The 22,624-nt window shown below is 74.1% G+C and carries 20 protein-coding genes; 11 read left to right on the top strand and 9 right to left on the bottom strand.

From position 1 onward, the window contains the following. Positions 1–53: 53 nt before the first annotated feature. Together ACFVGS_RS23790 and ACFVGS_RS23785 are read right to left on the bottom strand one after the other, a co-directional pair. Positions 54–284, bottom strand: coding sequence for a hypothetical protein (locus ACFVGS_RS23790; protein WP_384416405.1), 231 nt, complete (start codon positions 282–284; stop codon positions 54–56). 203 nt (positions 285–487) lie between these two features. Continuing rightward, a complete protein-coding gene (locus ACFVGS_RS23785) occupies positions 488–1,270 on the bottom strand; it encodes a hypothetical protein (protein WP_384416402.1) in 783 nt (260 codons plus the stop codon). A gap of 214 nt (positions 1,271–1,484) precedes the next feature. On the opposite strand from ACFVGS_RS23785, the gene ACFVGS_RS23780 reads away from it, so the two are divergent. Next, complete coding sequence (locus ACFVGS_RS23780; protein WP_385693592.1) at positions 1,485–2,132, top strand: transglycosylase family protein; 648 nt, start codon at positions 1,485–1,487, stop codon at positions 2,130–2,132. Positions 2,133–2,165: 33 nt separating this feature from the next. Here the strand turns inward: ACFVGS_RS23780 and ACFVGS_RS23775 are convergent, their stop codons facing one another. Genes ACFVGS_RS23775 through ACFVGS_RS23765 form a run of 3 tightly spaced genes read right to left on the bottom strand, consistent with a single transcriptional unit; the run spans position 2,166 to position 6,285 of the window. Further along, positions 2,166–2,813 carry an ATP-binding cassette domain-containing protein gene (locus ACFVGS_RS23775; RefSeq protein ID WP_385693591.1) on the bottom strand — a complete coding sequence of 216 codons (648 nt, stop codon included), beginning with the start codon at positions 2,811–2,813 and terminating at the stop codon, positions 2,166–2,168. Then, a complete protein-coding gene (locus ACFVGS_RS23770) occupies positions 2,810–5,848 on the bottom strand; it encodes an ATP-binding cassette domain-containing protein (RefSeq protein ID WP_385693590.1) in 3,039 nt (1,012 codons plus the stop codon). The genes ACFVGS_RS23775 and ACFVGS_RS23770 overlap by 4 nt, the downstream gene beginning before the upstream one ends. After that, positions 5,836–6,285 carry a hypothetical protein gene (locus ACFVGS_RS23765; protein ID WP_384416391.1) on the bottom strand — a complete coding sequence of 150 codons (450 nt, stop codon included), beginning with the start codon at positions 6,283–6,285 and terminating at the stop codon, positions 5,836–5,838. Before ACFVGS_RS23765 ends, ACFVGS_RS23770 begins: the two co-directional genes overlap by 13 nt. Positions 6,286–6,452: 167 nt before the next feature. Between ACFVGS_RS23765 and ACFVGS_RS23760 the strand changes: the two genes are divergently transcribed. From ACFVGS_RS23760 to ACFVGS_RS23745, 4 genes are all read left to right on the top strand, one after another. Next, positions 6,453–6,971, top strand: coding sequence for a hypothetical protein (locus ACFVGS_RS23760; protein ID WP_384416389.1), 519 nt, complete (start codon positions 6,453–6,455; stop codon positions 6,969–6,971). Next, positions 6,949–8,244, top strand: coding sequence for an ABC transporter substrate-binding protein (locus ACFVGS_RS23755; protein ID WP_385693589.1), 1,296 nt, complete (start codon positions 6,949–6,951; stop codon positions 8,242–8,244). Before ACFVGS_RS23760 ends, ACFVGS_RS23755 begins: the two co-directional genes overlap by 23 nt. Positions 8,245–8,312: 68 nt before the next feature. After that, positions 8,313–9,590 (top strand): glycosyltransferase, encoded by a 1,278-nt coding sequence (locus tag ACFVGS_RS23750; protein ID WP_384416383.1) that lies wholly within the window; start codon positions 8,313–8,315, stop codon positions 9,588–9,590. A gap of 109 nt (positions 9,591–9,699) precedes the next feature. Continuing rightward, positions 9,700–10,686, top strand: a complete 987-nt coding sequence (locus ACFVGS_RS23745; protein ID WP_384416380.1) for a helix-turn-helix transcriptional regulator — start codon at positions 9,700–9,702, stop codon at positions 10,684–10,686. On the opposite strand, the gene ctaD is transcribed toward ACFVGS_RS23745, so the two are convergent. After that, positions 10,625–12,337 (bottom strand): cytochrome c oxidase subunit I, encoded by a 1,713-nt coding sequence (gene ctaD / locus ACFVGS_RS23740; protein ID WP_385693588.1) that lies wholly within the window; start codon positions 12,335–12,337, stop codon positions 10,625–10,627. The two genes, ACFVGS_RS23745 and ctaD, sit on opposite strands and share 62 nt — an antisense overlap. A 329-nt stretch (positions 12,338–12,666) precedes the next feature. On the opposite strand from ctaD, the gene ACFVGS_RS23735 reads away from it, so the two are divergent. Next, complete coding sequence (locus ACFVGS_RS23735; protein ID WP_384416374.1) at positions 12,667–12,870, top strand: I78 family peptidase inhibitor; 204 nt, start codon at positions 12,667–12,669, stop codon at positions 12,868–12,870. A gap of 144 nt (positions 12,871–13,014) precedes the next feature. Here ACFVGS_RS23735 and ACFVGS_RS23730 read toward each other — a convergent pair whose 3' ends face one another. Beyond that, positions 13,015–14,043 (bottom strand): phosphatase PAP2 family protein, encoded by a 1,029-nt coding sequence (locus ACFVGS_RS23730; RefSeq protein ID WP_384416372.1) that lies wholly within the window; start codon positions 14,041–14,043, stop codon positions 13,015–13,017. A 403-nt stretch (positions 14,044–14,446) separates the two neighbouring features. On the opposite strand from ACFVGS_RS23730, the gene ACFVGS_RS23725 reads away from it, so the two are divergent. After that, positions 14,447–16,228: an MFS transporter gene (locus ACFVGS_RS23725; protein WP_384416369.1), complete on the top strand. Its 1,782-nt coding sequence runs from the start codon at positions 14,447–14,449 to the stop codon at positions 16,226–16,228. Between the two features lie 43 nt (positions 16,229–16,271). Here the strand turns inward: ACFVGS_RS23725 and ACFVGS_RS23720 are convergent, their stop codons facing one another. Continuing rightward, positions 16,272–16,706: a cell division protein SepF gene (locus ACFVGS_RS23720; protein WP_384416366.1), complete on the bottom strand. Its 435-nt coding sequence runs from the start codon at positions 16,704–16,706 to the stop codon at positions 16,272–16,274. Between the two features lie 332 nt (positions 16,707–17,038). Between ACFVGS_RS23720 and ACFVGS_RS23715 the strand changes: the two genes are divergently transcribed. From ACFVGS_RS23715 to ACFVGS_RS23700, 4 genes are all read left to right on the top strand, one after another. Next, positions 17,039–18,316: a DUF5685 family protein gene (locus tag ACFVGS_RS23715; protein WP_385693587.1), complete on the top strand. Its 1,278-nt coding sequence runs from the start codon at positions 17,039–17,041 to the stop codon at positions 18,314–18,316. A gap of 113 nt (positions 18,317–18,429) precedes the next feature. Next, entirely contained in the window at positions 18,430–19,218 is a 789-nt protein-coding gene (locus ACFVGS_RS23710) for a DUF1684 domain-containing protein (RefSeq protein ID WP_385693586.1), read from the top strand. Between the two features lie 238 nt (positions 19,219–19,456). Further along, positions 19,457–20,359, top strand: coding sequence for a S1 family peptidase (locus ACFVGS_RS23705; RefSeq protein WP_384416358.1), 903 nt, complete (start codon positions 19,457–19,459; stop codon positions 20,357–20,359). A gap of 174 nt (positions 20,360–20,533) precedes the next feature. After that, positions 20,534–21,433 carry a S1 family peptidase gene (locus ACFVGS_RS23700; protein WP_384416355.1) on the top strand — a complete coding sequence of 300 codons (900 nt, stop codon included), beginning with the start codon at positions 20,534–20,536 and terminating at the stop codon, positions 21,431–21,433. Between the two features lie 89 nt (positions 21,434–21,522). Here the strand turns inward: ACFVGS_RS23700 and ACFVGS_RS23695 are convergent, their stop codons facing one another. Continuing rightward, the gene (locus ACFVGS_RS23695; protein ID WP_385693585.1) at positions 21,523–22,563 is read right to left on the bottom strand and encodes a DUF3533 domain-containing protein; all 1,041 of its coding nucleotides are present in this window, start codon (positions 22,561–22,563) and stop codon (positions 21,523–21,525) included. Between the last annotated feature and the right edge of the window lie 61 nt (positions 22,564–22,624).

The following is a 22,624-nucleotide window of genomic DNA, read 5'->3' as shown; positions in this document are numbered from 1 at the left end:
AGAACTACACTACCTAAAACCTGCCCTCGGCCGTTCCTCCGGTCCGGCAGGCGCTACATGCCGCCGCTCCGCGAACCCGGCGGCAGCGCGTACGCCGACGACGACCAGCCCGTCTGCTGGCGGTGCCGCGCCGCTCCCGTGCCGGCGAAGCCCCGGAAGCCCAGTTCCTCCTCGCCGCTGCGGTCGCCCGGCAGCGTACGGAACGACCGGCGGTACTCGGAGTACAGGGCGTCGTAGATCGGAGTCGCCGAAAAACCCGCCGAACCGTCCTGCGCCGGGCGCATCGCGGGGATCCCGCTCGGCACGGGACTCGGGGTCGGACTCGGATACTGCTGGCGGAAAGGGTCGTATGCGTGCACGTATGTGCCAACGACCCCGCCGTCCGTGAGATGCGGGCGGTACGCCTCCGAAAGCGGAGCCCGGGGGCGCGGCACGGTCGGCACCCCCGGGACGCGGGCCGGCCCTATGCCGGGTCGCGGGTGGTCCATCACGTGCCGGCCAGCGGCATCGCGGCGGCCACCAGGCGCCCGTTGGCCGCGGCCTTCTCCAGCGCGTCGCGCAGCAGGTCCTCGCGCGGCTGCTGCCCGATCGAACCGACCGGGGCGGCGAAGACGAGCACCGTGTGCGACTTGTTCGCCGCGGCCCGCCAGCCCTCGGTGACCTGGAGCGGCTGGTGCGCCTGCCACCAGGCGACCTGACCCGTGCCGCCCGTACCCGGCTGGAGCACCGAGTGCAGCTGGCCCATGGCGACCAGGACCGACCAGCCGGGCAGCGGGGCCGGCGTGTGCTCGAGGTCGGCGACCGGCTGGAAGCCCTGCTCGACGAGCAGGGGCAGGAACTCGTCCGTCAGACCCTCCGAGCCGGGGCGGGCGACGGGCGCGGTCGGCTCCACCACGAGCGCCGGGTGCAGCTCGCCCTGGATCAGGACCAGACCGCTGGTGACGCCGAGGACCGCCTGCTCCGGGTGGGCGGCGGAGAGCGAGCCGGCGGCGTCGGCCGCCGTGATGGAGGCGACGGCGCCCTGGAGCTGCTCCTCGGCGACCCGCACGACCTGCGACGGAATGCAGCTGGCGTGGGCGAACGCGAGGACGGCGGTCTCCTCGCCGACGAACAGGACGGTGCTGGTGCGCTCCTGCTCGGAGTCGCCCGGGGTCCGGCAGGAGGTGCAGTCGTAGCTGCCCGGGGCGTTGTCGCCGGCGAGCAGCCGGTCGGCTTCTTCGTCGCCGATCTCGGCGCGTACGTCCTCGCTGACGTCGAGCATGCGCGGCACGGGGGGCTCCCTGGACTCATTGCGTGCGACGGCGGGCGGTTCCCGGTCGTCTCATGCCGAGTTCAACGGGGAAGGCTCGGCCGGGGTCACGCGTGGAGGGCCGACAAATGTTTGAGGAGCGGCGCCGCGGGCCGTGCCGCCGACCGGGTGGGATGTGAACGGCGTTCCGCGCGGCACGGGGCCGGGCTCCGGGGCCGCTGCCTAGCCTGCCCCGATGTCGAAGATCCGATGGTGGACGACCGGATGCCTGCTGACGGCCGCGCTGCTGGCGCCGCCGGCGCAGGCCGTGGCGGGCGCGGGGCCGACGGGCACGGCGAGGGCGGGGGCGCCCGCGGCGGCAGCGGCCGGGGCGCCCGCCGGGGTGCCTGCAGCGGCAGCCGCCGGGGTCGCCCCCGCCGTGCCGGTCGTGGCCGGCTCTGCCGCTCCCACGCCCGTCGAGGCGTGCGTGAAGGACCAGTGGCCGTGGGGCTGCGTCGCGCAGTGCGAGAGCGGCGGGGACTGGCGCGCCAACACCGGGAACGGCTTCTACGGCGGGCTGCAGTTCTGGCAGCCCACCTGGGAGGAGTTCGGCGGCCGCCGCTACGCCCGGCGCGCTGACCTGGCGACGCGGGCCCAGCAGATCACGGTCGCCGAGGGCGTGCTGCGCGTCCAGGGCTGGGGGGCCTGGCCGGTGTGCTCGCGGCGGTACGGCCTGAGCGGCCGCGCCCATGTCGTGCAGCCCGGCGACACGCTCAGCGGTATCGCCCGGCGGTTCGCCGTCAAGGGCGGCTGGCAGGCGCTGTACGCCGCGAACCGTTCGGCGATCGGCCCCGACCCGAACCGGCTGACGATCGGCACGATGCTGCGGATCGCCCCGCTCTAGCAGCGCCCTCCGTGCTGTACGGTTCACGGCCTCCTATACGAGCTCGCCGGCGCCGGCGAGGGAGCCCCGGCTCAGTTCGTACGCGAGCGAGCCCGGCGGCAGTCCGCGCGGGACGCGCTGCTCGGCCAGGACGACCGCCGCCGAGTGGGGCGGGCGGGCGAGTGCGGCGAGCAGGCCGTACGTGCGGGAGGCGACGGCCCGGGACAGGCCGAGGGACGGCTCGTCGACGAGGACGACGCGGGCGGGGGAGAGCAGCGCGCGGGTGAGGGCGAGCATGCGCCGCTCGCCGCCGGAGAGGGTGCCGGCGCGGTGGCCGAGCAGCGGCGCGAGCTCCGGGTAGGCGGCGAGGGCCGCGTCCCGGCGGCCGGGGGCCACCAGGTCCAGGTTCTCGGCGACGGTGAGGGTCGCGTACACCGCCCGCAGATCCGGTACGAAGCAGAGCCCGCGGCGGGCCCGGGCGTGGGCGGGCAGCCCGGTGACGTCCGTACCGCGCCACAGCACGCGTCCGGCGGCGAGCGGCACCGTCCCGGCGAGCGCGCGCAGCGCCGTGGTGCGGCCGGAGCCGTTGCGGCCGAGCAGCAGGGTGACGGTGGCGGCCGGCAGCGCCAGGTCGAGACCGTGCAGGGCCTCCAGCGGGCCGTAACGGACCCGCGCGGCGCGGAGGGCGATCTCGACGGTCATGGCCCGCTCCTGGACACGATCCGGCCGCCCTCCATGGTGTGGACGGTGCGGGCGATGCCCGCGACGAGATCCGGGTCGTGCTCGATCACGAGCACGGCGAGGCCGTCGGCGGCGAGGGCGGCGAGGACGCGGGCGAGGGCGTCGGTCTCGCCCGCGTCCAGCCCGGCGGCGGGCTCGTCCAGGAGCAGGGTGTGCGGCCCGGCCGCGAGAGCCCGGGCCAGCTCGACCCGGCGCAGCGTCCCGGTCGGCAGCCCGGCCGCCGCCGCCCGCCGGACCGGCCCCGCGAGCCCGACGAGACGCAGCGCCTGCTCGACGGCCTTCTCCGTGTCCCGGCCGCGGGCGCCGACGCGGACGTTCTCCTCGACCGTGAGCGACGGGAACACGGCGAGCTGCTGGAAGGTCCGCGAGATCCCGAGGCGGTGCCGGGTGTGGGCGGCCCGCGTCGTGATGTCCACCCCGTCGAGCGCGACCCGGCCGGCGGTCGGCCGCAGGGTGCCGGCGAGACAGTCGAACAGCGTGCTCTTGCCCGCCCCGTTCGGCCCGACGACGGCGGTGACCGCACCCGCCCGGAGATCGAGGTCGACCCGGTCGAGAGCGGTGAGCCCACCGGGATAGGTGAGGCTGAGCCGACGTGCGACGAGACGGGCCTGCGGCCGGCGCGCGGACGACCGCCCGGCCCCCGGTCCGCCGCCGCCCGCGACCGACGGGCCCGACACCCGCCCTCCGGCCGCACTGCCGGCCTCCGCCCGTCCCGCCCGTGGGGGCGGGGCTTCGTCCGTCGGTTCTCCGGCTGGTGATGAGGCGTCGGCAGAGGCCGCGGGGTGCCGGCTCTTCGCTCGGCCTTCGGCGGGGGCGCTCGGGCGGCCGGTCCGGCCGGGGTCTTCGTCCGGGCGGGTGGCTTCCGCCCGTCCCGCCCGTGGGGGCGGGGCTTCGTCCGCCGGTTCTGCGGCGCGTGACGGGGCGTCTGCAGAGGCCGCCGGGTCTCGGCCCCTCGTCCGGTGGCCTTCCGCCGGGGCGGCCGGGTGGCCGCCCTGCCCCGGGCCTTCGCCCGGGCGGGCCGGGCCCGTGGTGTTCGGGGGCGCCCCGGCCGCAGGCCGGACGGCGGCCGGGAGCGGATGGGTGGCGTCGCGCGTCGTGGGGGTCTCCGGCGGTGCCGGGGCGGGCGGCTGCCGGCCTGGGGGGCCCGGAGCGGAGGCGCGGGACGCCGGGGGGCGGCGGGCGCGGGCCCGGGCGGCTTCGGCGGTCGTCGTCGGGCCGCTCGCGGGGGTCGTCGTCCGGCGCGGTTTCGGCAGCAGGGCCGGGACGAGTGGGGGGATGCGGCCCGTCAGGGTGGCCAGGAGGCCGATCAGGGCCGCCGCGACGCCCGCGTGGGAGCCGGCGTCCAGGGCCACGAGGAGGGTGGCGGCCAGGAGGGGCGTGAGGAGGGTGTCGGCGCCGAGGACCAGGACGGCGGCGAACCAGAGGAGGCCGCGCACCGGGTCGAAGGCGTCGGGGTCGAAGGCGCGGACGCCCATGCCGAGGAGGCCGCCGCCCAGCGCGGCAAGGGCCGAGCCCAGGGTGAAGGCGAGGAGCTTGAGGCGTGCCACCGGGACGCCCGCCGCCTCCGCGCCCGGCTCGTGGTCGCGCAGCGCCGCGAGCGCGCGGCCCGTGCGGCCCCGGCGCAGGGCGGCGACCAGGAGCAGGCAGCTGGCCAGGAGCACCAGCTCCAGCACGTAGTACGCGCGGTCGTGGCCGAAGCCCGCCGGGCGGTCGAGCGTCACGCCCGCCGTCGCGTACGGCTGCGCGAAGACGAAGCGGCTCACCGCGACCCCGACCGCGAGGGTCGCCAGGGCGAGGGCGAGTCCGTGGCGGCGGATCGCGGGCCGGCCGGTCAGCAGACCGAGCGGTGCCACGCACAGCACCGCCACGCCCAGCGCCACCAGCTCCGGCAGGCCGGCCGCCGTGAGGAGGCCGGTGAACAGCGCGCCGAGACCCGCGTACGCCGCCTGGCCCAGCGCGATCTGCCCGCCCCGGCCGGAGACCACCACCAGCGACAGCAGGACCACCGCGAGCGCCGGGACCTGCACCGCCGTCGTCAGGTCCTCGCCCGCGAAGCCCAGCGGCAGCAGGAAGAGCACGGCCGCCACCAGCCAGACGCCCGGCGGGACCCGCGGCGCGGCCCGCGGTGGCGGCAGCGCGTCGGTGTCGCCCACTCCCGGCAGCACCAGCGCCGCCACGAGCAGCGCCACCACGAACAGGTTCGCCCCCACCGCCTGGAGCAGTTCGCCGGGCCAGCCGCCGGGGTGCAGCCGAGTCAGCTGGGCCTGCGCCACGCCGAGCGCGAGCGCGGTCACCACCGCCACCGGCAGGCTCCGCATCCGGGCCACCACCGCCACCGCGATGACCTCGACCACCAGCAGCGGCATCCCGTACGGGTCGAGCCGCACGTACGGCGCGAGCAGCACGCCCGTGAGGCCCGCCGTGAACGAGCCGAACGCCCAGCCCGCCGCCGACACCCGGTCCGCCGGGATGCCGGACAGGACGGCGAGCGGCCGGTTGTCGACGACCGCCCGCAGTTCCCGGCCGAACCGGGTCCACCGGGTCACCGCGCCCACCAGACAGGCCAGCGCCACCGCTGCCGCGAGCTGTGCCCACGGGTCGTCGCCGAGCAGCACGGGTGCGTCGTCCCGCGCGCCGCCGCCCCAGATCAGCGCCGCCGCGCCGACGAGCAGCACGAACACGCCGATCGACGCCACGAGCGTCTGCGCCGGGCCCGCGCCGGCCAGCGCCAGCGGCCGGAACACCGCCCGGTCCAGGACCAGGCCGACGCCCGGCGCGACCACGAGCAGCGTCACCAGCGCGGCCGGCGGCAGCGACCAGCCCCACTCGACCACCAGCTGGCGCAGCACGTACGCGCAGATCATGGCGACCGCGCCGTGCGCCAGGTTGAGGACGCCGGTCGCCCGGTAGGTGACGATCAGTCCGATGCCGGTGAGCGCCGCCGCGCTGCCGACGGCGAGCCCGGCGAGCACGAGGTCGTACGTCAGCGAGGCCACGGCTCACACACCGGACAGGGAGCCAGCTCCGCGTCCCCCGCGGGCTCCGCCTCGGGCCGCCCCGCCACCAGCGGACAGTCCGGCCGGTGGGCCAGCGTCCCGCCCGGCACCCGCAGCGGCGGCTCCTCCGAGGAAGGGGCCTCCGCAGGCTCCTCGGCCGGCCGCTCCTCCGTCGCCCTCGCCGCCGCCTCCCCACCCGCGCCCCCGTGCGTCCACAGCGCCCCCACGACCAGCACCGCCCCTGCCACGATCAGCGCCGCCCCCGGGACCGTGCACGAGGCCAGGTACGGCAGCTGGCGCTCCGCGAAGCGCTCGCCCGAGATCCCGTACCAGCCGAGGACGCACAGCACCGCGCCGGCCGCCGCCGCCACGAGCCCGCCCCACAGCAGGAGCCGGGGAGCGGGCGTCCGGCGGACCGACCGCGGAATCGACGGCACGGGAACCTCCCTCTCACTTCGGTCGGGACGTCACACACTCACACCTCACCCACACCCTTTATGTTCTCTTTAGTTCCCTTCCTTGCGCTATGTCCGCGATCGGCACACCCTGGAATCGGCAGGCCGTCCGGTCTGCCCTCGCGTCCGGCCCTCCGGTGGTGAGCCAGATGGTTCTCAAGCGACGCGCGGCCGCTTTCGCCGCCGCGGCGGTCCTCGCCCTCACGCCGGTCGTCGCCGGCTGCTCGGACGACGGCGGTTCCGCCTCCGACGAGGCCACGCCCACGGTGCCTCCCGTTCCTTCCACGACGACCGCCCCGCCCAGCGACCAGCCGGCCGACCCGGTCGCGGCCAAGGCGGAGATCACCAGGAACTGGACCGCCTTCTTCGACCCGAAGACCCCGACCGCCGAGCGGGTGAAGCTGCTGGAGAACGGCGAGAGCATGGCACCGGTCCTCGCCGCCTTCGCGGGCGACAAGAACGCCCAGCAGACCTCCGTGAAGGTCAAGAAGGTCGACTTCACCTCGCCGTCCGGCGCCGACGTCACCTACGACCTGCTCGTCGCCGGCAACACCGCCCTGCCCGACGCCAAGGGCACCTCCGTCCTCCAGAACGACACCTGGAAGGTCTCCGTGAAGACCCTCTGCGGACTCGTCCAGGTCAGTGGTGCGACCGTCCCGGGCTGCTGAGACGGCACTGGCGCTGCTCCTCGCCGTCCTGGCCGCGCTCGTCGCGGGCTGCGGCAGCCGGCTTCCGGAGCGCGCCTTCGAGACGCGGCCCACCGTCAACCCCTCCGGCGGTGAGCCGCTTCGCGTCGGCATCATCACCAGCGCCACGAGCCCCGTCGGCGGAGGCACCTTCACCGGTCCGCGCGACGGCGCCCTCGCCTACTTCGCCGCCCTCAACGCCCGCGGCGGGCTCGACGGCCGCCGGATCGAGGCGATCACCTGCGACGACGGCGGCAGCGGCATCGGCAACAACGCGTGCGTGCACCGGCTGGTCGACGAGCGCAAGGTCTTCGCCCTGGTCGCCACCACCGCCCTCGACTACGCGGGAGCCCCGCGGGTCTCCCGGGCCGGCGTCCCCGACATCGGCGGACAGCCGCTGACCCCGGCCTACGAGACGTACCCGCACCTCTACGGGATCTACGGCAGCTCCGCCCCGCGCACCGGGAAAGAGCCCGGCTGGAACGGGGTCCTGTACGGCGGCACCGAGGTCTACCGCTGGTTCAGGACCCACCTCGGCGCCCGTACCGCCGCCGTCGTCTCCTACAACCAGGCCGCCTCCGCCGCGTACGCCCGGCTGATCTCCCAGGGGCTGCGCGCCGAGGGCTACCGGGTCGTCGACGAGCAGGTCGACTTCGTCCTGCCCAACTTCCGCGCCGTGGCGGCCGATCTGCGCGCGCAGAAGGCCGACGTCGTCTTCGACGCGATGGACACCCACGGCAACGCCCGGCTGTGCGAGGCGATGGAGGCCTCCGGCGTACGGGTCGCCGCGAAGGTGACCAACGTGCAGAACTGGTCCTCGTCGGTACCGCGCGACTACGCGAAGTCGCCCGGCTGCCGGGCCGCGCTCTACGTGACCGGCTCCAGCCGCAACCACGACGACACGTCCTTCCCGGCCGTACGGGAGTTCCGGGCGGCGATGGGCGGCCAGCCGCTCTCGCAGTGGCAACTGGAGGGCTGGGCGGCGGCCATGTGGTTCACGGACGCGGCGCGTTCCTGCCTCGCCGCACCCGGCGGGCTCACCCGTCCCTGCGTCGAGGAGTACGTCAACCGGGCGGAGCCGTACACCGCGCGCGGGCTGTTGCTGCCGGTCCGCTTCGAGCACCTCGCCGAGCCGCCGAAGACCCGTGAGACCTGTCTGTCCGTGGCCCGTTGGCGCGACGGACGCGGCTGGGTCGCCCAGGGCGACATGAACAGGACCTGTGCTTCCGTCCCCCAGTTGGGATACCGGCCGTGAACACCGACGCGCCGGGGCAGTACAGTCGCCCACGACCACGCACCTGACCGGGGGGAACCGGCACGCCCATGCGCATCTCCTTCCTGCTCCACAACGGCTACCACATCGGCGGGACGATCCGGGCGACCTTCACGCTCGCCGCCGAGCTGGCGGGCCGTCACGAGGTCGAGATCGTCTCGGTGTTCCGCCACCGCGACGAGCCGATCCTCGGCGTGCCCGCCGGTGTGACGCTGCGGCACCTCGTCGACCTGCGGAAGAAGAGCCCGGGTTACGACGGCGAGCACCCCGACTTCCACCGGCCCGCCCGGGTCTTCCCGCGCGGCGACGGCCGCTGGAAGCAGTACAGCGCGCTCACCGACGCCCGGATCGGCGCGCACCTCGCCTCCGTCGACGCGGACGTGGTCGTCGCGACCCGCCCCGGGCTCAACGTCCAGCTCGCCCGGCAGGCGCCGCGCGGCCCCGTCCTCGTCGGCCAGGAGCACCTGACCCTCGACGGGCACGGCTACCGGCTGCGGCGCGACATCCGGCACGAGTACGCGCTCCTGGACGCGGTCACCACGGTCACCGAGGCCGACGCCCGCTCCTACCGGGCGCTCGGACTGCCCGGCGTGCGCGTCGACACGGTGCCCAACAGCGTGCCCGCGCCGGGCCTGCCGCCCGCCGACCCCGCGTCGAAGGTCGTCGTCGCGGCCGGCCGGCTCACCCCGGTCAAGCGCTACGACCTGCTGATCGACGCCTTCGCGGACGTGGCCGCCGCCCGCCCGGACTGGAAGCTGCGGATCTACGGCACCGGCGACGCCTCCGACAACCTGAAGAAGACGCTGGCGAAGCAGGTCGAGCGGCTCGGCCTCGGCGAGCACGTCTTCCTCATGGGCACCGCCCACCCGATGGAGCCGGAGTGGGCCAAGGGCTCGCTGGCCGCGGTCACCTCGCGGCGCGAGTCCTTCGGCATGACCATCGTCGAGGCGATGCGCTGCGGGCTGCCGGTGGTCTCCACCGACTGTCCGCACGGCCCCGCCGAGATCATCGAGGACGGCGTCGACGGCCGGCTCGTCCCCGTCGACGACACGGCGGCGGTCGCGGCGGCGCTGCTCGCCCTCATCAACGACGACGAGGCCAGGGCCCGGGCGGCCAAGGCCGCGCTGGTGGCCTCCGAGCGCTTCGACCCGGCACGGATCGCCGGCCGCCACGAGACGATCTGGACCGACCTGGCCTCGGCCTCCCTGTCCCGCCCCCGCACCCACCCCGCCTTCCGCGCCGCCACGCACCGCGCGGTGGGCGCGGCGGTCGACGCCGTCTACTCGGCGAAGGCGGCGGCGGGAAGACTGGTCCGCCGCTTCCGCTGAGGCGGAGGAAGGGCGGGGGAGCCCGCAGCGGCCCAGGGGGACGGCCTCAGGGGACCCCTTCCGCGATCGCGGACCGTATCCGTCCGCGATCGCTGGCAGACTCGTCGCCATGTTGGAGACCTCCGCGCGACTGCTGCGTCTGCTCTCGTTGCTCCAGGCACACCGTGACTGGTCGGGTGCCGAGCTCGCCGAGCGGCTCGGGGTGACGCCGCGGACCGTGCGGCGGGACGTGGACCGGCTGCGGGAGCTGGGCTACCCGGTCAACGCCACGCCCGGTACGGGCGGCGGCTACCAGCTGGGCGCCGGGGCGGAGCTGCCGCCGCTGCTGCTCGACGACGAGGAGGCGGTCGCCGTCGCCGTCGGGCTCCGCGCCGCCGCCGGGCAGGGGATCGAGGGCATCGGCGAGAGTTCCGTGCGCGCGCTCGCCAAGCTGGAGCAGGTGCTGCCCGGGCGGCTGCGCCGCCGGGTGGGCGCCCTCAACGCGTACACCGTGCCCATGCTGCGCACCCCGCGCGACCGGATCGACCCGGCCGTCCTCACGGAACTCGCCAACGCCTGCCGGGACGCCGAGCGGCTGCGCTTCGCGTACCGCGACCACGGCGGCTCCGCCACCCGCCGGACCGTGGAGCCGCACCGCCTGGTGTGCAGCGAGCGCCGCTGGTACCTGGTCGCCTGGGACCTGGACCGGGCCGGCTGGCGCACCTTCCGGGCCGACCGGATCACGCCGACGCCGCCGCACGGTCCCCGCTTCGTGCCCCGGGAACCGCCCGCCGATGACCTGGCCGCCTACGTGGCGAAGGGCGTGTCCACCGCCGCGTACGCGACCGAGGCGACCATCCGGCTGCACGTGCCGCTCGCCGAGGCGGCCGCCGCCGTGGGCGCCGCCGACGGGACGCTCACCGCCGAGGGCGAGCACTCCTGCGTGCTGCGGACCGGGGCCCACAGCCTCGACCTGATGGTCGTCCACGTGTCGATGATCGGTTTCGAGTTCGAGGTCCTCGACCCGCCGGAGCTCGTCGACCGGGTGCGGGCGCTCAGGGACCTGCTGTCCCGGGGCCTCGACCGGTCGGCCGGCGCTCCGGCGGCGGGCTCGTGATCCGCATCCGCTCGTACTCCGCGAACTCGGGGTGGTGCAGGTCGAAGGCGGGGGACTCGGAGCGGATCAGCGGCACTTCGAGGAAGTTGTGCCGGGGCGGCGGGCACGAGGTCGCCCATTCCAGCGAGCGGCCGAAGCCCCACGGGTCGGCCACCTCGACCTTCGGCGCGTACCGCCAGGTCCGCCACGCGTTGTAGAGGAACGGCAGCGTGGACGCGCCGAGCAGGAACGCGCCGATCGTCGACGCCGTGTTGAGCGCCGTGAAGCCGTCGTCGGCCAGGTAGTCCGCGTACCGCCGGGGCATGCCCTCCGCGCCCAGCCAGTGCTGCACGAGGAAGGTGAGGTGGAAGCCGACGAAGAGCGTCCAGAAGTGGATCTTTCCGAGGCGCTCGTCGAGCATCCGGCCGGTGAACTTGGGCCACCAGAAGTAGAAGCCGCCGAAGGTCGCGAAGACGACGGTGCCGAACACCGTGTAGTGGAAGTGGGCCACCACGAAGTACGAGTCGGTGACGTGGAAGTCCAACGGCGGCGACGCCAGGATCACCCCGGTGAGCCCGCCGAACAGGAACGACACGAGGAAGCCGGTCGCCCACAGCATCGGCGTCTCGAAGGACAGCGAGCCCCGCAGCATCGTCCCGGTCCAGTTGAAGAACTTCACCCCGGTCGGCACCGCGATCAGGAACGACAGCATCGAGAAGAAGGGCAGCAGCACCGCCCCGGTCACGAACATGTGGTGCGCCCATACGACCACCGAGAGCCCGGTGATGCTCATCGTCGCGGCGATCAGCGTCACGTAGCCGAACAGCGGCTTGCGGGCGAAGACCGGGATGATCTCGCTGACGATGCCGAAGAACGGCAGCGCGATGATGTAGACCTCGGGGTGGCCGAAGAACCAGAACAGGTGCTGCCACAGCAGCGCGCCCCCGTTCTGCGCCTGGAAGGCGACCGAGCCGAACCGCCGGTCGGACTCCAGGACCAGCAGGGCCGCGGCGAGGACGGGGAAGGCGACGAGCACGAGGATCGCGGTGAAGAGCACGTTCCAGGTGAAGATCGGCATCCGGAACATCGTCATGCCGGGCGCCCGCATCCCGATGATCGTTGCCAGGAAGTTCACCGAGGTGAGGATCGTGCCGAAGCCGGAGAACGCGAGCCCCATGATCCACAGGTCGACGCCGATCCCGGGCGAGCGCAGCGCGCTGTTGAGCGGGGCGTAGGCGGTCCAGCCGAAGGCGGCGGGCCCGGTGGGGGTGAGGAAGGAGCCCAGCACCATCAGGCCGCCGAAGAGGAACAGCCAGTACGAGAACATGTTGAGCCGCGGGAAGGCCACGTCGGGCGCGCCGATCTGGAGCGGCACCAGCTCGTTGGCGAAGCCGGCGAAGGTGGGCGTCGCGAACAGCAGCAGCATGATCGTGCCGTGGAGGGTGAAGGCCTGGTTGAACTCCAGGTTCGACACCAGCTGGAGCCCCGGCCGGGCCAGCTCGGCCCGCATCACCATCGCCAGCGCCCCGGCGACGAGGAAGAAGACGAACGAGGTCACCAGGTACAGGTGGCCGATCTTCTTGTGGTCGGTCGTGGTGATCCAGTCGACCACGATCCGGCCATGCCGCTGCCGCGGCGATTCGACGGCCGCGGTCTCGGTCTCGGTACCCATCCCCGGATGATGGCCTCCGTCGCGCGGGCGGTGCGGGAGGCGGACCGGCGCGTCGTCCGGTCGGCGGACCGTGTGCGCGTGATGCGGGGGAATCGTGAATTCCGCCTGGTCTGCCGGTCCGCCCGAATTCCCGGACGTGGCACGCGCGTACGGAATTCGGGAAGCGCTTGCCGACGGTGTGCGCGTTCACCGTGGGCGGCTCGCGGAGGAGCCCGTGAATTACCCGGGAAACGGCTGGAAACCGTCGTCGCCGACTGACGGAGACGCGTCAAACATATGTCGAGAACCTGTGACACAAGCGTGACCGGCGAGGTACTAACGTGATCTGCATGACATCCGAACACGCACCCGACCACGCTTCCGAAACGTATGTGGGGCTCGACCGGGAGGAGGCCGAGCGGCTCGCCCGGGTCCGCGGCTGGAGCGTCGTGCGCAGCCTCCCGCCCGGCTCGATCATCACCATGGAGTACCTGGAGGGGCGCATCAACTTCGAGGTCGAGGAGGGCGTCGTCACCCGCGTCTGGCTCGGCTGACCGCGCCCCGCGGAGAGACCGCGCCCGCGCGGAGGGACCGCCCGCGTGCCGCGGCCCGACGCGGGAGGGGGCCGACAGGGAGCGACAGGAAGAGGGCCCCGGCCGACGATCGGCCGGGGCCCTCTCCCGTACGCGTGCGGCGGCTCAGCCGCCCGTCGCGGGACGCGAGTGCGGGGGACGGCGGCTGCCGGCCGGGCCGACCGGACCGCGCTCCGAGCGCACCGCGTGATGCCCCGTGTGGTGCGAGGGGTGCGCCGTCCGGGGAGCGGCGAGCGGCTGACCGGGGCGCGCCGTGCCCCGCGCGGCCGTGCTCCGGCCCGAGCCGGCGCCGACGGCCTCGCGGACCGGCTCCTCGGCGCCCGGGCGCGGCGGGAACAGATGGCCCGGCAGCGGGCCTCCGCCGGCGACGGGCAGCGAGGGCACCAAGCGGCGGCGGGAGCGCAGCTGCTCGCGCAGCCGGTCGCGCACGCCCAGGATCCAGGCCTCCGCCACCGCCAGCACCGGCTCGCACCAGGGCAGCGCGAGCAGGATGAGCAGGCCGGCGGCCCAGCCGAGCAGCACGTCGCTCAGCCAGTGCGTACCCAGGTAGACGGTGGTGAGGCCGACGCCCAGCGCGACCACGGCCGACAGCGCCGAGAGATAGCGGCGGGCCCTCGGCGTGGTCGCCAGATAGGCCAGGATGCCCCAGGTCACCACCGCGTTCGCGGTGTGGCCGGAGGGGAATATATCCCCGCCCGCGAACAGCTCGGCGGAGCCGACCTGGGTCGCGTAGTGGGGGCCGAGGCGGCCGAGTCCGAGTTTGACCGCGCCGACGGTCACGTTCAGCAGCAGCAGCGCGGCGCCGAGGCAGAGCAGTGGCCGCAGGGTGTGCTGGCGCCAGGAGCGCCAGCCGAGCCAGGCCGCGACCATCACGGCGGTCGGGCCGCGCTGGCCCAGGACCACGTAGTAGTCGAGGAAGGCGTGGAGCTCCTGCCACTGCTGGTAGGGCCGGAAGAGCATGATCTTCCAGTCGAGGGTCACCAGCCACGTCGACAGGAGTACGGCGACGACGATGGCCAGATAGAACGCCAGCGTCCCGCCGAAGAGGGCGAGACGCGTACGGGTCATCCGCGGGACCTCTATCTTCGGCGGTTCCGGCTCCCGGTCCAGCCGGGCAAAGATGTCGGTACGCACCCAATCGACGTTACAGGGAGTGAGTACCGACCTTGGTCGTTCCCGTGCCTTCGTGATGACGATGTGATGTGGAGTTGCTCTCAGCCGGGCGTTTGTTCCCGTCAGCCGTCGGAAAATCCGATGACCTTCAGCCCTATTGCCCGACGGACGTTTCCGGAACTCTGTTTGAGGCGCCGGGGAATTCCCGGAACGGCTTCGCGGGAGGAATTCCAGGCGGCGCGCGCAGGGCCCGGAGTGGTGTACGCCACACCGTGCGGTCCGCCGGGGTGAGAGCTGCACCACGCGCTCGGGCCTTGAACTCGCGTACGCTGACGGCTCACTCGCCCGTCGATGCCGGGCCGCCCCGGGGCCGCTCCCCGGCCGGTGCCCGCCGAGCGCGAGGGCTTCACTGGGAGGTACGTACATGGCACGGACGATCACGGCCGGAGCACGTCTCCGAACCGCCGGCGGTGGTGCCAACCGCTGGGTCGTGCTCGTCGTCCTCTGCGTCAGCCTGCTGCTGGTCGCGCTCGACGCGACCGTGCTGCACGTCGCCGTCCCCTCGCTCACCGAGGACCTCAGGCCCAGCTCCACCGCGCTGCTGTGGATCGTCGACGCCTATCCGCTGATCTGCGCCGCGCTGCTGATCCTCTTCGGCACGCTCGGCGACCGGGTCGGCCGCAGACGGGTGCTGCTGCTCGGTTACGCGCTGTTCGGCGTCGCCTCGGCGGTCGCCGCGCTCGCCACCGTGCCCGAGGTCCTGATCGCCGCCCGCGCCCTGCTCGGCGTCGGCGGCGCGATGATCATGCCCGCCACGCTGTCCATCCTCCGCGCGGTCTTCCCCGACCGGCGCGAGCGGGCCACCGCGATCGGCGTCTGGACGGCGGTCGCCGCCGTCGGCGCCGCCACCGGGCCCGTGCTCGGCGGCTTCCTGGTCGAGCACTTCTGGTGGGGCTCGGTCTTCCTGATCAACATCCCGCTGATGGCGCTGATCCTGCCCGTCGGGCGCTGGCTGCTGCCCGAGTCGCGGGGCGGCTCCGACGGCCCCTGGGACGTGCTCGGCGCGCTGATGGCCGCGGCCGGAGTGCTCGGCGCCGTCCTCGGCGTCAAGCGGCTCGGCGCGGGCGACCCGCCGCTGGACCCGGCCACGCTCGGCCCGCTGCTGCTCGGCGCCGCGCTGCTCGTCCTCTTCGTACGGCGGCAGAAGCGGCGCGCGCACCCGCTGATCGACATGCGGCTGTTCGCCCGGGCGCCCTTCACCACCTCGGTCGGCTGCATCGTGCTCGCCATGCTGGCGCTGGTCGGCCTGGAACTGATCGCCGTCCAGTACCTCCAGCTGGTCCTCGGCCTCAGCCCCCTGGAGACCGGGCTCCGGCTGCTCCCGCTGACCTTCGCCGCGATGGCCGCCGGCGCCACCGGCTCGTACACCCTGCGCCGGCTCGGCCCGCGCCGGATGGTCGGCTGGGGCTTCCTGCTGACCGCGTCCGCGGTGCTGCTGCTCGTCCTCATGGGGCAGCACGACCGGCCGCTGCTGCTCACCGTCGGCTTCGTGCTGCTCGGCTTCGGCCTGCAGACCACGCTCTTCTCGGCGTACGAGTCGATGCTGAGCGAGGCCCCGCCGGAGAGCGCGGGCGGCGCCGCGGCGATCGGCGAGACCTCGTACCAGCTGGGCGCCGGCATGGGCATCGCGCTGCTCGGCAGCGTGATGAACGCGGCGTACGCGCCCGGCCTCAGCGGGGTGCCCGGAGTGCCGGACGAGGTGGCCAGGTCGGCCGCGAACTCGCTCGGCGAGGCCTACCAGGTCGCCGACCGGCTCGGCGGCCCGGCGGGCGAAGCACTGCACCACGCGGCCCGGCACGCCTTCGTGAACGGCCTGCACGTGACCCTGTTCGTGAGCGCCGGACTGCTGCTGCTCGGCGCGCTCATGGCGCTGCGGCTGCCGCGCGTCATGGAGTGCCCGGCGGCACCGGACGCCGACCGGGCCGGCGAGGACCGGACGGCCGTGGACCGGACCGCCGAGGAGCAGGCCGGCCGGGGACGGGCCGGCGCCGAGCTGCCGGGTGCGGCGGGCCGCGGGCCGGTGGGCCGTGGGCCGGCGGACCCGGACGGCGGGCCGCGAACGGGGGGCGGGACCGCGGATGCCGTACGGGTCCCCGCCACGCGGGGCCACGCCGAGCCGGCCGGCTCGGGCCTGCAGGGACACTGACGTCCCGGCGGGCCGGACGAACGCCCCCGACGGGGCGCCGGTGTCAGCTCTGGTTGAAGAAACCGTCCTGCGAACGGCCGCCGGGGTCGCCGCTGACGATCTCCGTGTCCGCCGGGGTCAGCAGGAAGACCCGGGTCGCCACCCGCTCGATCGAGCCGCGCAGACCGAAGGCGAGACCGGCGCAGAAGTCGACCACGCGCTTGGCGTCGTTCGGCTCCATCGCGGTCAGGTTCACGATCACCGGGACGCCGTCCCGGAACAGCTCGCCGATGCCCCGGGCGTCCCGGAACCCGTCGGGCGAGAGGGTCGCGATCCGACGGCCATGCTCCTGCGCCGTGTCGGACGCCACCCGCACCCGCGGGTCCGTCACCCAGGCGTCGTTGCTCTCGGCACCGTCGGCGTACTCGTCGTCGTAGTAACGCTCGTCGTTGTCTTCGACGAGTCCCAGCCAGGCACTGGCCTTGCGCACCGATCCCATGGACGCCTCCTTTCAGCGCGGTCACTCGTGGTTCCGCAATCCCTATCGTCGTCCATGATGCGGATCGCGCGCCAAGTGGATAGTCGGCGCGCAGGGGATTCGTGACGGTACTGGTGCAGAACGTGAGGCTCGAAATCTGGCGATTCGTCAGGGACCTTGCGGTTTGCCCGGGCTGACGGAGGGTCGGATCGGGGCGTGCAACTTAAAATATGAAAGTCGGGCCAGAAGGGTGAGGGCGAGGGCGTACGGGTGAACCGATCGCGTCGGTCCTCCTCGGTACGATGCCCGACGCAGCCGCGCGGACCCGCGCGCCGGTCCACGGGGGAGTGTCTTTGTTCGGAATCGTCAGGCCCTGCGCGCACCGCCTCACCGAAGGCCTCAAGGTGGAGTGGATGGCCCATCTCTGCGGCCTCTGTCTGGCCCTGCGCGCCGACCACGGGCAGTTCGCCCGGGTCGTCACCAACTACGACGGCCTGATCGTCTCGGTCCTGACGGAGGCTCAGGCGGGCCTGACCGAGGCCGGGCGCCGCACCGCCGGCCCCTGCCCGCTGCGCGCCATGCGGACCGCGCCCGTCGCGCGCGGCGAGGGCGCGCGGCTCGCCGCCGCCGTCTCCCTGGTCCTCGCCTCCGCGAAGATCCGCGACCACGTCGCCGACCGCGACGGCCTGCTGGCCCGCCGGCCGGTCGCCGCCGCGGCCCGCCGGGTCGCCCGCTCCTGGGACCGGGCCGGCGCCCGCACCGGCCGGGAACTCGGCTTCGACACCGCCGTCCTGGTCGACGCGGTCGACCGGCAGACCGGTCTGGAGGCCCTGGCCGGGCCCGGCACGCCGCTGCTCGTCGTCACCGAGCCGACCGAGACGGCGACCGCGGCGGCCTTCGAGCACACCGCGGTCCTCGCCGGCCGCCCGGGCAACGCCGAACCGCTCGCCGAGGCGGGCCGCCTCTTCGGCCGCCTCGCCCACCTCCTGGACGCCGTCGAGGACCAGGCCGCCGACGACGCGTCCGGCGCCTGGAACCCGCTCACCGCGACCGGCACCTCCCGCGAGGAGGCCCGCCGGCTCGCCGACGACGCGCTGCACGGCATCCGCCTCGCGCTGAAGGACGCCGAGTTCACCGACGGACACCTCGCCCACGTGCTCCTCGCGCACGAGCTGCGCAACTCCGTCGACCGGGCCTTCGGCACGACGACGTGCGCACACGGAGCGCCGCCGCCCGCGCAGGGCGGGGCGCCCGGGCCGTACGGCGCGTACAACCCGCACGGCGGCGGCAATCCGTACGGCGGCGGTCCGTACGGCGGCGGTCCGTACGGCGGCGGGCACCCCCACGGCGCGGGTCCGGCGGGCCCCGCCGGACCCGGCGGCCCGAGCGGCCCCGGCGGACTGCCGCCGCAGTTCGGCGCCGGCGGGCCGCACCAGCCCAAGAAACCCCGCGGCTTCCTGGCCGGTTGCGCCATGTTCACCTGGCTGTTCTGCACGTGCCAGATCTGCTGCGCCAAGGAGTACGAGGGCCCCTGGTCGCGGAAGAAGCGCGAGGGCTGCTGCCGGGACTGCGACTGCGGCAACTGCAACTGCGACGGCTGCGACTGCTGCTGCCCCTGCGACGGCTGCTGACGGACCGTCGGGCCCGCGCCACCGTGGGTCCGCGGTGCCCTGACGTGACGTCTGTGTGTCGGTCCGCCCGGTCTGCTCCGTGCCGGTAGCCGACCTGTGGAAAAGTGCCCACCATGAGTACGGATGCATCTCAGGAGTGGCAGCACTGGCACGAGCAGCGGACCGCGGCGGTCGCCTCGTCGTACGGGCCGCTCTCACTGACCGGTACCTACTGGCTGTCGGACTTCCCGGAGGGGCGGATTCCGGCCGTTCCGGGTGAGTGGCGGGCGGACGGCGACGAGGTGGTCCTCAGCGCGGGCGCGGAGGACGCCGTCACGGTCGACGGCAAGCCGCTGATCGGCACCGTACGGCTGACCGCCGACCACGGTCCGATCCACGAGTCCCGGGCCGAGTCGGCGGGGCGGCGCCTCGTCGTGCTGCGCCGGGAGGGGGAGTGGGCGGTACGGGACTTCGACCCGGAGTCGCAGGCGCGGCGCGCCTTCCAGGGCATCGAGGCCACGCCGTACGACGAGAAGTGGGTGCGGCCGGGGGTCTTCCGCCCGTACAGCGAGGACCGGCACGTCCGGGTGGAGAACGCGGACGGCAAGGAGCGCGGCCTCGGGCTCTCGGGCGAGCTGATCTTCGACCTGGACGGCGCCGAGCGCAGCCTCCAGGTGGCGGTGGAGGACGACGGCACGCTGTGGGCGGTCTTCGCGGACGCCACCAGCGGCCGGGACAGCTACCGCTTCCGGTTCCTGCGGCCGGCCGCCCCGGCGGCGGACGGTTCGGTGACGGTGGACTTCAACCGGGCGCTGCTGCCGCCGTGCGCGTTCGCGGCACACTTCATCTGCCCGTTCCCGCCGCCGGGCAACACGCTGGACACGGCGGTCGCGGCGGGGGAGCGGCGGGTGGCGGGCGCCTGACGGCCGGCCCGGCGGGGCGGTCCGTCGGAGCGGCGACGGGCGGTCCGTCAGGGCCGCGGCGGGCGGTCCGCGGGTAGGTCGCGGGCGGTCCGCGGGTAGGTCACGGGCGGCGCGGGCTCAGGGGAGCACGTGCCGCCCACGCGCGTAGAGCGGGTGTGTGGGCGGTCTTGTGCGTTCCGGATCGGTGGGCCAGTATCGCTCGCGTGCATGTCAGGAACACGTCACCTGACGATGCCTCATGGGCCCGCCACCCGCGGGTTCCTCCGGTGTGACCCGAAGGAGACCAGTGAGGACCACGCGCATCCGACTGCTCGCCGTCGTCGCCGCCGCCACGGCGGCCACCGCCCTCGGCCTTCCCGGCGCCCAGGCCGCCCCCACTCCCGGACCTGCGAGCGCCCAGGCGCTCGCCCGCGCCGACGCCGCCGTCCTGAAGGCGGACGTCGGCGGCACCGCCTGGTACGTCGACAAGGCCGCCGGCCGGGTCGTCGTCACCGTCGATTCCACGGTCGGCGAGGCCGGGATCGCCAAGATCCGCCAGGCGGCCGGAGCCGACGCCGCGGCGCTGCGGGTCGAGAGAACCTCCGGGGTCTTCAAGCCCCTGCTCGGCCCCGGCGACGCCATCTACGGCGGCGGCTACCGCTGTTCGCTCGGCTTCAACGTGGTCAGCGGCAACACGCCGTACTTCCTGACCGCCGGCCACTGCGGCAACGTCGTGAAGACCTGGTACGCCAACTCGGCCCAGTCCACGCTGATCGGCCCCACGGTCGGTTCGAGCTTCCCGGGCAACGACTACGCCCTGGTCCGCTACGACAACACCTCGCTCAGCCGCACCGGCGGCTTCACCGCCGCCGACGCCTACGTGGGCGAGTCCGTCAAGCGCTCCGGCTCGACCACCGGCACCCGCAGCGGCACCGTCACCGGCCTGGACGCCACCGTCCACTACTCCGGCGGCGGCACCGTGCGTGGCATGATCCAGACCAACGTCTGCGCCGAGCCCGGCGACTCGGGCGGTGCCCTCTACGACGGCACCAAGGCGCTCGGCATCACCTCCGGCGGCAGTGGCAACTGCTCGACCGGCGGCACCACGTTCTACCAGCCGGTGCCCGAGGCGCTCGCCAAGTACCGGGTGAGCCTGCTCTAAGGGTCCAACTTCCGCACCTGGCTGGTCAGTTGAAGGCCGCACGACCGAAAGCCGCCCTTGCGGCCCGAAGTCGTGCGGCCGGAGACTCACCCACAGCGCCGGCCCCCCAAGGCCGCGCCTCACGGGTCCGACACCCCACTGCGGGCCCCCCATTCCCCTCTGGAGGAACGAGAAGTGAGGATCAAGCGCACCACCCCCACGAGAAACACCGGCACCGTCCGGATGGTCGCCGTCGCGACCGGTCTGGTCGCCGCCGCGGCGCTCGCCGTCCCCACCGCGAACGCCGACTCCGCGCAGACCTTCGGCGCCACCCAGCTCGCCGCCGCGAGTGACGCCGTCCTCGCCGCCGACGTGGCGGGCACCGCCTGGCACACCGACGCCGCCACCGGCAAGGTGGTCGTCACCGTCGACTCCACCGTCTCGCAGGCGGAGATCGCCAAGATCAAGCGCCAGGCCGGAGCCAACGCGGGCGCGCTGCGCATCGAGCGCACCCCGGGCAAGTTCAACAAGCTGATCTCCGGCGGCGACGCCATCTACGCCAGCAGCTGGCGCTGCTCCCTCGGCTTCAACGTCAAGGACAGCGCGGGGAACTACTACTTCCTGACCGCCGGTCACTGCACCGACGGCGCGGGCACCTGGTACTCCAACTCCTCCCGGACCACGGTGCTCGGCTCCACCAGCGGGTCGAGCTTCCCCAACAACGACTACGGCATCGTGCGCTACACCAACAGCACGGTGACCAAGTCCGGTTCGGTGGGCAGCGTCGACATCACCAGCGCCGCCAACGCCACCGTCGGCATGTCCGTCACCCGCCGCGGCTCCACCACCGGCATCCACAGCGGCTCGGTCACCGGCCTCAACGCCACGGTGAACTACGGCGGCGGCGACATCGTCTACGGCATGATCCGGACCAACGTCTGCGCCGAGCCCGGCGACTCCGGCGGCCCGCTCTACTCCGGCAGCCGCGCCATCGGCCTCACCTCCGGCGGCAGCGGCAACTGCTCCACCGGCGGCACCACGTTCTTCCAGCCGGTCACGGAGGCGCTGAGCGCGTACGGCGTCAGCGTCTACTAGACCGCTCCGGCGAGACGGGGAATGCCCCCGGCGGACGCGCCGGGGGCATTCCCCTCCAAGATCTTGTGGGTTCCTTCACGAAGGGCGGCTCAGGCCCTGACCTCGCCCAGCTCCGCGGCGACCGGCTCGGCCTCCGGCTGCTTCGGCCTCAGCGAGGCCATCACCAGCGTGACGGCGGAGCCGACGACCGCCCAGGCCGACAGGACCAGCATCGAGGCGGTCATGTCGTTGCCCTTGAAGTACGCGATCGAGCGTGCCGCCCAGGTGCCGGCGCCCGGGGGCAGGGCCGGGCCGATCGCCTTCCAGAACGGCGGCAGCATCGGCAGCGGGAAGGCGCCGCCCGCGCTCGGGTTGCCGGCGACCACGATGAGCAGGATCGCCAGGCCGATGCCGACGATCCCGAAGACGGACTGCAGGGCGAGGGTGGCCGCGCCGACCGCGAACACCACCAGGGTGCCGAGGCCCCACAGGGCGGCGACGCTGCCGGGCAGGGCGCCGAGGATCGGGCCGACGACGACCGCGCCGCCGAGGCCGCTGAGGACCGAGTAGAGCGCGAGCGTCCCGAGCCGGACGACCGCCCGCTCCCGGTTGGCGGGCCGGGAGCCGGCGCTGATCGCCAGGATCGCGGCGCAGATGTAGCCGCCGACGCACCAGCCGACGACCAGGTAGAAGGCGGAGAGGCCGTCGAAGTCCTCGGGGGAGGCGGGAGCGACGTCGACGGTCCGGATGGTGCGCTGGTTGGCCGCCTCCACCTGGGTGAACATCTTCTCGAGCGTGGAGGAGAGCACGGTGCCGCCGCCGGAGGCGACGAGCAGGGTGTCGGTGCGGCCCCTCGGGTCGACGATCAGCGCCCCGTCGATGTCCCGGTTCAAGATCTGGTCCCGTGCCGCGTCCGCGTCCGCGACCGTGCGCGGATCGAGCGGATCACCGGGCAGCTTCTCCAGCCGGTCCATGAGGACGGTGGAGACCTGCTGCGGGGCGACCACGCCGAAGGGCACGTCCGTCGGTTTCGGACTGTGCAGGGCCCCGACGTACGAGGTGATGAACAGCATCTGGAGCGCGAAGACGCCGATGACCAGCAGGGCTGCTCGGGGAGTGACGGCGCTCTTCAGTTCGTCGACGAGACTCATGCCCCCACGCTCCGGGGCGGACGGCGTTTCCGCAGGTGGGAAGGGGCTGAATGGCTGAGAG

It is taken from the genome of Streptomyces sp. NPDC127114 (genome assembly GCF_042677525.1).
Lineage (GTDB): Bacteria > Actinomycetota > Actinomycetes > Streptomycetales > Streptomycetaceae > Streptomyces.
This window is presented reverse-complemented; position numbering and strand designations above follow the sequence as displayed.